The 10451-nt window shown below is 70.0% G+C and carries 10 protein-coding genes; all 10 read left to right on the forward strand.

Annotated features, from left to right (window positions below; all coding sequences use genetic code 11):
* A partial coding sequence (locus tag VF697_RS16605; protein WP_331096101.1) for a thiamine-phosphate kinase occupies nucleotides 1–584 on the forward strand: 584 nt, incomplete at its 5' end.
* A 48-nt stretch (nucleotides 585–632) separates the two neighbouring features.
* Nucleotides 633–1994: a HAMP domain-containing methyl-accepting chemotaxis protein gene (locus VF697_RS16610; protein WP_331096103.1), complete on the forward strand. Its 1362-nt coding sequence runs from the start codon at nucleotides 633–635 to the stop codon at nucleotides 1992–1994.
* 114 nt (nucleotides 1995–2108) lie between these two features.
* Nucleotides 2109–2537 (forward strand): chemotaxis protein CheW, encoded by a 429-nt coding sequence (locus VF697_RS16615; protein WP_331096105.1) that lies wholly within the window; start codon nucleotides 2109–2111, stop codon nucleotides 2535–2537.
* A 72-nt stretch (nucleotides 2538–2609) separates the two neighbouring features.
* On the forward strand, nucleotides 2610–2978 hold the full coding sequence (locus tag VF697_RS16620; protein WP_331096107.1) for a response regulator: 369 nt from the start codon (nucleotides 2610–2612) through the stop codon (nucleotides 2976–2978).
* Between the two features lie 34 nt (nucleotides 2979–3012).
* On the forward strand, nucleotides 3013–5160 hold the full coding sequence (locus tag VF697_RS16625; RefSeq protein WP_331096109.1) for a chemotaxis protein CheA: 2148 nt from the start codon (nucleotides 3013–3015) through the stop codon (nucleotides 5158–5160).
* The gene (locus VF697_RS16630; RefSeq protein WP_331096111.1) at nucleotides 5157–5753 is read left to right on the forward strand and encodes a chemotaxis protein CheC; all 597 of its coding nucleotides are present in this window, start codon (nucleotides 5157–5159) and stop codon (nucleotides 5751–5753) included. Before VF697_RS16625 ends, VF697_RS16630 begins: the two co-directional genes overlap by 4 nt.
* 110 nt (nucleotides 5754–5863) lie before the next feature.
* Nucleotides 5864–6280 carry a hypothetical protein gene (locus VF697_RS16635; RefSeq protein ID WP_331096113.1) on the forward strand — a complete coding sequence of 139 codons (417 nt, stop codon included), beginning with the start codon at nucleotides 5864–5866 and terminating at the stop codon, nucleotides 6278–6280.
* Nucleotides 6281–6597: 317 nt separating this feature from the next.
* Nucleotides 6598–8079 (forward strand): alpha-amylase family glycosyl hydrolase, encoded by a 1482-nt coding sequence (locus VF697_RS16640; RefSeq protein WP_331096115.1) that lies wholly within the window; start codon nucleotides 6598–6600, stop codon nucleotides 8077–8079.
* Between the two features lie 67 nt (nucleotides 8080–8146).
* Nucleotides 8147–9241 (forward strand): sn-glycerol-3-phosphate ABC transporter ATP-binding protein UgpC, encoded by a 1095-nt coding sequence (locus VF697_RS16645; protein WP_331096117.1) that lies wholly within the window; start codon nucleotides 8147–8149, stop codon nucleotides 9239–9241.
* 30 nt (nucleotides 9242–9271) lie between these two features.
* Nucleotides 9272–10451: extracellular solute-binding protein (locus VF697_RS16650; protein WP_331096119.1), on the forward strand; the 1180-nt coding region annotated here is incomplete at its 3' end.

Below are 10451 nucleotides of genomic sequence, written 5' to 3' on the forward strand. Positions count from 1 at the left end.
TCACCCTCACCGCCGCGGGCGAGCTGCCGCCGGGCACCGCGCCCCTCACCCGCGCCGGAGGCAAGCCCGGGGACGTGCTGTACGTGTCGGGCACGCTGGGAGAGGCGCGGCTGGGGCTCCAGCAGCTCCAGGCCGGCCAGCGCCGCTCCACGGCCATCCTCCGCCAGAAGCGCCCGGAGCCGAAGGTGACCCTGGGCCGGCTCGCCGCGCGCTTCGCCTCCGCCGGCCTCGACATCTCCGATGGGCTGGCGCAGGACCTCGGCCATCTGTGCGTCGCCTCGCGCGTGGCGGCCGAGCTGGAGATGGATCGGCTGCCCCTCTCCCGAGCGGTACGCGCCAGCCTGGGCGCCGAGGGAGCACTCGCGGGCGGGGAGGATTATGAGCTGCTCCTCGCCGTCCCACCTGAGCGCACCCCCGCCTTCGAGCGGGCCTGTCTCCGAGTGGAGGAGCCCCTCACGCGCATCGGCCGGCTCACCTCGGGGCCGCCGGGCCAGCTTCATGACGCGAGCGGACGGACGCTGCGCTCGCCCGCTGGCTTCGACCACTTCCGAGGAGGCACCCGGATTGACCGTTCCAGACGGTAGGGCTAAACCCGCACCGTCGCCGTTGCTGTCTCCTGGAAAAGCGAAACCGTGCGCCGCCCTCTTCGCGACGATCCCTCCCCCAGCCTCTCCCCCCGACGTGAGCCCGTGCAGCGGCTCCTGCGCTCTGTCGAGCAGACTGGCGCCGGGGGGCACGAAGTGTCCCTGCAACTGAAGATCCTCACCGGCTACGTGATGCTGGGGTGCGTCCTCACGGCCGCCCTCGTCATCTCGGAGACGCTGCTGGACTTCTGGTGGCGTCTCGGGATGGCGCTGAGCATCACGCTCACGCTCGCCCTGACGCTGCCGCGCTACCTGGCGCGCGTGACGCGCGTGCGGGTGCTGTCGCGCTCCGCCTTTGAAATCTCCCAGGGCGATCTGTCCAAGCCCCTGGTCGTCGAGCCCCCGCGCGCCCTGCGCCGCGATGAGATCGACGAGCTGGCGCTCGCCATCAGCAAGATGCAGGAGAACCTGCGCGACCTGGTGGGCAAGATCCAGGACACCGCCAAGAGCGTGGCCGACACCGCGAAGGACCTGCAGGGCTCGGCGGAGAACGTCAACGCGACCAACGAAGAGGTGGGCTTGTCCATGGACAAGATCGCCCAGGGCGCGGAGACGCAGTCGCAGCTCGTCGGGAAGACCTCCAAGGTGATTACCGAGATGGCCGGCAGCATCCAGCGCACCGCGGCGAGCGCCGAGGACGCGGCCCGCACCGCCGCCGAGACGAGCAGCGCGGCCGAGAACGGCAGCAAGGCGGCGCTCCTGGCCGGCGAGAAGGTGAAGAAGGTCTTCAACCGGATTGAGGCCGCGAGCCAGCAGGTGTTCGCCTTCGGGGAGAAGACGCAGGAGATCTCCAAAATCGTCGACGCCATCACCCAGGTGGCGCAGCAGACGAACCTGCTGGCGCTCAACGCCACCATCGAGGCGGCGCGCGCGGGTGAGTACGGCCGCGGCTTCGCGGTGGTGGCCGACGAGGTGCGCAAGCTGGCCGAGAGCGCGGGTCGCTCGGCGGAGCAGATCTCCAAGCTGGCGCGCGACATCTCCGGCCAGTCCACGGCGGTGGTGAGCGCGATGAAGGAGGGCATCGAGGAGCTGGCCGAGGGCCGCGAGGACCTCACCGGCATCGTGCGCTCCATGGGCGCCATCACCGACACCGTGCGCAAGGTGGCCGAGAAGGTGCACCTCATCTCCGACAGCGCCCGCGAGCAGCTCAAGGGCAGCCAGGAGATGGTCAACGCCACCGAAGAAATCTCCCTGGTGGCCAAGAACAACGCGGCCTCCACCGAGGCCATCCAGGCCGTCATCCAGGACCAGTCGGACGCCATGGTGCGGATGACGTCGCTGGCCAGCGAGCTGACCAACCTCTCCATCGAACTCCAGAGCGTGGTGCGCAGCTTCCGGCTGAACGCCTGAGCCGTGGGCTCCTCCCCTGCTCCTCATAAGAGGGGCGGGGGAAGTGGCGGCTTGTGCACTCGACTGCTTTCAGGGATTTCCCAGAACCCGAGAGCTGCTGGTAGAAAGCGACTCGTGCGTCACGTCATCTTCCGGGTGGAGAAGGAGCGCTACGCACTGCCGCTGGCGGCGGTGAGGGAAGTGGTGGTGCCCCCGGAGCGCTTCACCCGGGTGCCTCGGGCGCCCGCGGCGGTGACGGGGGTGATGAACCTCCGGGGTCGGGTGGTGACGGTGGTGGAGCTGCGGCAGCTCCTGGGGTTGCCGGACGGGTCCACGCCTTCGGGCCGGGTGGTGCTGCTGGACCGGGGGCGGCGGGACTTGGGGCTGCTCGTGACGGACGTGGACGGGATTGAGGCGGTGGAGCGGGTGAGCACGGCTCCGGGCAAGACGGTCCCGGCGGTGCGCGGGGTGGCCCGACTGAGGGGCCAGGCGGTGACGGTGTTGGATCCAGAGGGGCTGGATTCCGCGGTGGTTGGACTCTTCACCGCGGCCCATCAGAAGTGAGTAGCCGCCTGAAATGGGCGGGTGGTAGTGTCCGCGGCCCTCTTGGGGCCTTAAGCGGAGGCGGAGCTGCACATGGCTAAGCGGGTGCTGGTCGTCGACGATGCCATCTTCATGCGCAACATGATCAAGGACATCTTCGCGTCCGGTGGCTTCGAGGTCGTCGGAGAGGCGGCCAACGGCCTGGAGGCCGTGGAGAAGTACAAGGAGCTCAAGCCGGATCTGACGACGATGGACATCGTCATGCCCTTCAAGAGCGGCATCGAGGCCACGCGGGAGATCATCAAGTTCGACGCCAACGCGGTGGTCATCATGTGCTCGGCGCTGGGACAGGAGAGCCTGGTGATGGAGGCCATCGAGGCGGGAGCCTCGGACTTCATCGTCAAGCCGTTCCGCGCGGAGGACGTGCTGGCGGTCGTCAAGAAGGTGTTGGGCGAGGGTTGAAGGGTCCCCTGCCCCAGCGCGCTCGAGGCCGGACATGACGATGGACATGTCCCGCTACCTCGGTCTGTTCCTCGCCGAGGCCAGCGAGCACCTGGAGGGACTGGGGCGGGACCTCGTGCAACTGGAGCGCGAGGGGGCGCCCGCCGTGGTGGACTCGATGTTCCGCCACGCGCACTCGGTCAAGGGCATGGCCTCGTCCATGGGCTTCGAGCCCATCGCCGTGCTGGCCCACCGGGTGGAGGACCTGGTGGACGCCCTCCGCCAGGATCCGAGCCGGTTGGAGCGCTCCCTGGTGGACCTGCTCCTGTCGGCCACCGACATGATGCTGGCCCAGGTGCGGGCCGTGGCGGACAACAAGACGCCCGATGACGCGGCGGCGCTGCTCGGACAGCTCGCCGAACGGGTGTCCGTGCTCACCGGCCGCGCCCCCAGCGCCACGCGCGTCCTGCCCCGTTCCCCCGCTGTGGCTCCCAGCGCGCCGGCTCCGGCCGCCGCGGCGCCCGCTCCGGTCGAGGCCGCCGCTCCGGCGCCCGCGCCTGTCGCCGCCGAGGCTCCCCCCGCCCCGGCACCCGCCTCCGCTCCCAGCGCCGAGGCGATGCAGGCCGCCGCCTCGGTCGCGATGGTGGTGCCCGCGTCGAAGGTGGAGGTGGAGTCGCCGCCGGAGGCGGCCCCGAAGCAGCCCATGCGCTGGGCGGTGCGGCTGCGCATCGCCTCCACCTGCCAGACGCCGGGCGTGCGCGCCTTCCTGGTGCACAAGCGGCTGACGGGCCTGGGCGCGCTGCACGGCCTGACGCCTCCGTTTGAGGACCTCAAGGCCGGCCGCATCCCGGAAGGAAACATCCAGGTCGAGCTGGAGACGGCCGAGGCCGAGGAGGGCATCCGCAAGGCGCTGCGCAACGTGGCGGAAGTGGAGCTCGTCTCGCTGACTCCAGCGGTGGTGGCGCCGCCGCCCGCGCCCGTCACGGCGCTGGGCCAGGCGGTGGGCTCGGCGGCGGAGGCCCCCCGGCCCGTGGGCGCCGATGCGTCGACGCGCACGGTGCGCGTGCGCACGGAGCTGCTGGACTACTTCCTGGACACCGTGGGCGAGCTGCTGCTGGCCACCGCGCGCCTGCGCGAGCTGGGCAAGACGGTGCCGGAGAGCTCGCGCCCGCCCATCGAGGAGGGCGTCTACCGGCTGCACGCGCTGGTGAAGGACCTGCACGACAAGGTGATGAGCGCGCGCATGACGCCGCTGTCGCTCATCACGGACCGGCTGCCCCGCGCGGCGCGCGACATCGCCCGGCGCCGCGAGCGCGAGGTGGACCTCGTCATCACGGGCGCGGAGATCGAGCTCGACCGGGCCATCCTCGACGAGCTGGCGGACCCGCTGCTGCACCTGCTGCGCAACTGCATCGACCACGGGCTGGAGCCGGCCGAGGAGCGGGTGGCGGCGGGCAAGGGGCCGCGCGGACGCGTGCTGGTGTCGGTGCGCCGCGCGCGCGACCGCGTGGTGCTGGAGATGGAGGACGATGGCCGTGGCATGAACGCGGCCCGGCTGAAGGCGGCGGCGGTGACTCGCGGCGCCATCAGCGCGGAGGCGGCGGCACGGATGACGGACCGCGAGGCCTTCCTGCTCGCCTGCCTGCCGGGCGTCTCCACCGCGAAGGACATCTCGGAAATCTCCGGCCGCGGCGTGGGCATGGACGCGGTGAAGCGGGTGGTGGAGAACGTGGGCGGGACGCTGGAGATCGAGAGCGAGCTGGGGCGCGGCACGCGCTTCACGCTGCGGCTGCCGCTCACGGTGGCGGTGGTGCACCTGCTGCTGGTGGCGGTGGGGGACGAGGTGTTCGGCCTGCCGATCGCCAAGGTGGTGGGGGCGATGGAGGCGGACAGCGAGGCGCTCACGCGCAGCCGGGAGACGCCGATGCTGCCGCATGGGCAGGGGCTGCTGCCGGTGTACGGGCTGGACGCGCTCGTGGGCATCGACGTGCCCCCGCGCAAGGGCCCCAGGCCCTACGTGGTGATGGAAGGAGACGCGGGCCGGGTCGCGCTCGCGGTCGACAGATTGGTGGGGCAGGAGGAGGCGGTGCTCAAGCCGCTGTCCCGGCCCTTGGACTTGCTGCCGGGCCTTTCCGGGGTGACCATCCTGGGAAGTGGCCGCCCGGTCTTCATCCTGGACGTGCCGAGGTTACTGTCCGCGTGAGCCCTCTTCCGAGCGACATTCAGCTGGACGCCCTTCGCGAGGTGGCCAACATCGGTTGTGGGCACGCCGTCAGCGCGCTCGCGAAGCTGGTGGGGGGCCGAACGGTGCACCTGTCCGTGCCGCGCGCCATGGTGGCCGGGGCCGCGGAAGTGGCCGGGCTGCTGGGCGGGGGCGAGGCCCCCGTGGTGGCCGCGAAGCTGGGCATGCAGGGCCAGCTCCAGGGCATGCTGCTGCTGGTGCTGCCCCAGGAGGACAGCACGGCGCTGGAGGCGCTGCTGCTGCGGCGCAACGACGCGCCGGCCGAGGAGCGCGAGAGCGCGCTGTCGGAGACGGCCAACATCGTGGCCAGCGCGTGCCTGTCGGCCATCGGTACCCTCACGGGCTGGAGGCTGCTGCCCTCGGTGCCGGTGCTGGTGCGCGGCGCCGCGGGCCCGGTGCTGTCGGACGCGGTGATGGAGGCGCGGGGCGACGACCGCGTGGTGGTGCTCGAGACGCGCTTCTCGGCGGTGGGCGCGCCCGCGGTGTCCGGCCAGGTGCTGCTGATGTTGGATCGCGACAGCTCCAAGGCGCTGCTCACCCGGCTCGGCGTCTGACGCCCGAGAGCAGCCGGGCAGCCGTCCCGCGCCGCTGCTTGCGACCCCGCCGCTCCAGTCCCAACTTCCTCCAGCGCGGTGCACGCATTGCGCCCGCGGGGGGAGCGAGCATGAGGGGACTCATCTGGGGCGCGGTGCTGGGCGCGGTGGTGCTCGCGGGCTGCAGGACGGACGGGACGGGCGCGATGCGCAAGTCCTCGGGCAGCGAGGGCCCCATCGCGAAGAATCCCTACACGCTCGAGCGGGGCTTCATGATGAAGGGCACCGTCACCGGCGAGTACGCGGACACGCTCGTCATCGAGGACAAGTGGGGCAAGACGCGCTACCTGCGCATCACCGAGCAGACGCGCTACTACCACGAGGGCGGCAAGCAGGTGGGCCGCGAGCTCCTCGCGCCGGGCTCCACCGTGCGCGCCTCCTTCTCCAACAACGACGTGGAGATGGTGGCCCGGGAGATCATCGTCGTGGAGGACGTGGGCACGGCCGACCCCGTCCAGGTCCCGGATCGCTCCAACAACCTGCCCTGACGCGGGCGTCGCCCGCGGCCGTGTCATTCGCCGCGCCCCGCGCGCGGGAGTGTGACGGCGCGTGCGGAGTCGGCGCGCTTCTCGTGAAAGAGACAGGGTAACCTCTTGGATTCACTGCCGTTCGGTGACATCCGAAGTGGGAGGGTTCACTTTCGATAGCGGGTGTGAAAAAGTCCGGCGCAATGGTTGATTCGTCGCCTTGTCGCCCCCCGGCTCGACGCGCGAACATTCTTCTCTCCGCTTCGTTGTTGCTCGCTCCGCTGGCAATCACGGGCTGCGCCCACTCGCAGCCGCCAGCCGACAGGGCAACCTCGGAGGTGAGCGCGTCGCCCGAGCCGGCGACCGCGACGCCCGCGCCTGCTCCCACCCCCGCACCCGTCGCGGCCCCGGCTCCCGCCGCTCCCGCGCGCCGCTGGTCCGACGAGGTCCTCTACTTCGTCGTGCTGGATCGCTTCGCGGACGGCGACGCCAGCAACAACCTCAAGGTGGACAAGAAGGCCCCCGGCGCCTTCCACGGCGGCGACTTCAAGGGCCTGCACGCGCAGCTCGACGAGCTGTCCTCGCTGGGCGTGACGGCGCTCTGGATCACCCCGGTGGTGAAGAACATCGAGGGCTTCGTCACCGGCGCGGGCTTTCCGGACTGGGGCTACCACGGCTACTGGGCCGATGACTTCCAACAGATTGATCCGCGCTTCGGCACCGAGCAGGAGTTCAAGGCGCTGGTGGACGCGTGTCACCAGCGGGGCATCCGCGTGCTGCTGGACGTGGTCTACAACCACCCCGGCTACAACTCGCGCTACCTCCAGGCGCCCGAGACGCGCGGCTGGCTGCGCTCGGAAGAGAAGGGCACCTGCGGGCAGGATGACCTGACGAGCTGCGTGTCCGGCCTGCCGGACTTCAAGACGGAGCAGCCCGAGGTGGCGAAGTACCTGCTCGACGCGCAGCTGGCCTGGGGCAAGCGCTCGGGGGTGGACGGCTTCCGGCTGGACACGGTGAAGCACGTGGACCATCCCTTCTGGCAGGAGCACCGCCGCCGCACCCGCGAGGAGCTGGGCAAGGACTTCTTCCTGCTCGGCGAGGTGTGGGGCGGGGACCGCGAGTCGCTCGAGCCGTGGTTCTCCACGGACGAGATGGACGCCGGCTTCGACTTCGGCTTCCAGGGCAGCGCGCTCGCGTGGGTGCAGGGGCGCGGGCGCACCGTGGCCTTCGACGCCTACCTCCGCTCGCGCGGCAAGGTGCGCAAGGGCTACCACCTGTCGCACTTCCTGTCCTCGCACGACGTGCCCGGCGCGCTCTTCCAGCTCCAGGGCAACAAGGGGCTCTTCCGGCTCGCGGCGGCGCTGCAGCTCACCACCTCCGGCATCCCCGTCATCTACTACGGCGAGGAAGTGGGCCGTCCCGGCGGTGACTGGCCGGCCAATCGCAGCGACATGCCCTGGGGCGAGCGCGCGGTGCAGCCCGGCACGGGCCTGCCTCGCGACGAGTCGCTGCGCCAGTTCTACCAGAAGCTCATCGCCGTTCGACGGGCGCACCCGGCGCTCGCGCGCGGCACGCACAAGGGGCTGGCCACCGAGGGAGATGTCTACGCCTTCGTCCGGCACGAGCCCGAGTCCGGTGACGCCGTGGTGGTGGCGGTGAACCGGAGCAACAAGAAGCAGTCCGTGTCGTTCCCCTGGCCCGAGGCCTGGAGCGGCGCGGATGCGGAAGACCTGATGGACGGGGGCCGAGTGGCGGCCACCCCCTCAGTGGATGTCTCCGTCGAGCCGATGTCCGTCCGCATCCTGGGGCGGGCCCGATAATGAAAACGCAGTCTGCGACCAGACAGCAGGGCCACCTTCGGTGCGCCCGCGTCGGGAGAGCCTGAAAATGGCCGGTGTGGTTTTCAAGAATGTGGCCAAGCGGTACGGCGATGTCTCCGTCATCGAGGGGTTGAACCTCGATATCCGCGACCACGAGTTCATGGTGCTGGTGGGTCCGTCGGGTTGTGGCAAGTCCACCGCGCTGCGGATGATCGCCGGCCTGGAGGAGATCACCGGCGGCAGCCTCTCCATCGGCGAGCGCGTGGTGAACGAGCTGCCGCCGAAGGATCGCGACGTCGCGATGGTCTTCCAGAACTATGCGCTCTACCCGCATATGACCATCCGGGAGAACCTCGAGTTCGGCCTGAAGATCCGCAAGACGCCCAAGCCGGAGCTGGACCGTCTGGTGAACGAGGCCGCCGAGATTCTCGGCATCACCCACCTGTTGGATCGCAAGCCCAAGCAGCTCTCGGGTGGCCAGCGGCAGCGCGTGGCGCTCGGGCGCGCCATCGTGCGCAAGCCGGCGGTGTTCCTCTTCGACGAGCCCCTCTCCAACCTCGACGCCAAGCTGCGCGTGGCGATGCGCTCGGAGATCAAGAAGCTCCAGCAGCGCCTGGGCGTCACCTCGGTCTACGTGACGCACGACCAGATCGAGGCCATGACGATGGGCCACCGCATCGCGGTGATGAAGGACGGCAAGCTGCAGCAGCTCGGCACCCCGCTGGAGGTGTACGAGCGCCCGGCCAACGTCTTCGTGGCCCAGTTCATCGGCTCGCCGCCCATGAGCTTCACCAGCGCCACGCTGTCGGCCAACGGCGAGGTGCTCGAGGGCGAAGGCTTCAAGCTGCCGGTGCCCCAGAGCCTGCGCCCGGTGACGGCCGGCAAGGGTGGCCGCAAGCTGAAGGTCGGCATCCGCCCCGACAACATCGTCTCGCCCTCGGCCACGGCCCGCGGTGAGACGGCGCCGCTGGAGGTGAAGGTGGATCTCGTCGAGCCGCTCGGCAACGAGAGCATCATCCACTCCCGCCTGGCCGAGAATTCGCTCGTCTTCCGGGTTCCGCCTCAACATGCTCCCGAGACGGGCGCGAAGATGCAGGTGCTCGTCGAACTGGAATCGCTTCACCTCTTCGACGCCGAGACCGAGCAACGTCTTTCCGCCTAGTCTGAGTCCTCACTCTAGGAGCTCCCCGAAATGAAGAATCTGCGACTGATGCTCGCGGCCGCGTGCCTGTGTGCGCTCGGCCTGATGACCACGACCGCCACCGCCGCCGAGACGAAGGAGATCGTCCTGTGGCACGCCTACCGCGCCGAGGAGAAGGCGGCGCTCGAGAAGGTGATCGCCCAGTTCAACGCCGCCAATGCCGCCAAGGGCATCCAGGTGAAGACGCTGGCGGTGCCGTACGACGCCTACGCGGACAAGATCTCCGCCACCGTGCCGCGCGGCAAGGGCCCGGACCTGTTCATCTTCGCCCAGGACCGACTGGGGGGGTGGATCGAGGCCGGCAACACGGTGGAGCCCGTGGACTTCTACCTGGATGACGCCATCCGCAAGCGCTTCATCCCCACCACGATGGAGGCGATGACCTACCGCGGCACCGTCTACGGCCTGCCGCTCAACTACAAGGTCATCACGCTCATCTACAACAAGAAGCTCGTTCCCACCCCGCCCAAGACGAGCGGCGAGCTGGTGACGGTGGCCAAGAAGCTCACCGACAAGAAGGCCGGCCGCTTCGGCCTGGCCTACTCCTACGGTGACTTCTACTACCACGCGGCCCTGATGAACGGCTTCGGCGGCGGCGTGTTCGGCCCCGGCGTCACCCCCACGATGAACTCCCCGCAGAACGTGAAGTCGGTGGAGCAGATGATGAAGTGGGTGGAGAAGGACGGCATCCTCCCCGCCGAGCCCTCCACCGCGCTCATCACCTCGCTCTTCAACGAGGGCAAGGCGGGCATGGTGTTCTCCGGCCCCTGGTTCCTCGGGGAGATCGCCAAGGGCGTGGACTACGGCCTGGCCCCGCTGCCCACGCTGGATGAGGCCGGTGGCAAGCCCATGCGCCCGTGGATGACGGTGGAGGGCGTGTACGTGTCCGCCCCGTCGACGAACAAGGACGCCGCCTTCGAGGTGGCGAAGTTCCTCACCGGCGAGGAGGCCGCGAAGGTGCTCGCGCTGGAGGGCCGCCAGAGCCCCGCCAACCAGGCCGTGTACTCCGACGCGAAGATCTCCGCGGACCCGCAGCTCAAGGCGTTCCGCCAGCAGGTCGAGGTCGCCGTGCCGATGCCCAACGTGCCCGAGATGACGATGGTCTGGTCGCCGGCCACCTCGGCGATGAACTCCATCCTCAAGAAGGCTTCCACCCCCAAGGCCGCCCTCG

The sequence above is a fragment of the Archangium sp. genome (assembly GCF_036388035.1).
In the GTDB taxonomy this organism is placed as follows: Bacteria; Myxococcota; Myxococcia; order Myxococcales; family Myxococcaceae; genus Archangium.